The sequence below is a fragment of the Pseudomonas sp. HMSC057H01 genome (genome assembly GCF_001836405.1).
GTDB classification, from domain to species: Bacteria; Pseudomonadota; Gammaproteobacteria; order Pseudomonadales; family Pseudomonadaceae; genus Pseudomonas; species Pseudomonas aeruginosa.
Genome location: NZ_KV828513.1, coordinates 1 through 318 on the forward strand (window position 1 = coordinate 1; position 318 = coordinate 318).

Genomic DNA, 318 nt, shown 5'->3' on the forward strand with positions numbered 1-318 from the left:
GCGCTGACCTACGCGACCGACCTGTTCGAGGCGCGGACCGTCGAGCGCATGGCGCGGCATTGGCAGAACCTGCTGCGCGGCATGCTGGAGAACCCGCAGGCCAGCGTCGACTCGCTGCCGATGCTCGATGCCGAGGAGCGTGGCCAGTTGCTGGAAGGCTGGAACGCCACTGCGGCCGAGTACCCGCTGCAACGCGGCGTGCACCGGTTGTTCGAGGAGCAGGTCGAGCGCACGCCGACGGCGCCGGCGCTGGCCTTCGGCGAGGAGCGCCTGGACTACGCCGAGCTGAACCGCCGGGCCAACCGCCTGGCGCATGCC

1 protein-coding gene is annotated in these 318 nt (G+C 71.4%); it reads left to right on the top strand.

All coding sequences use genetic code 11. From position 1 onward, the window contains the following. On the top strand, positions 1–318 hold a 318-nt coding region (locus HMPREF2581_RS28165), incomplete at both ends, for a protein PvdI(3) (RefSeq protein ID WP_042953377.1).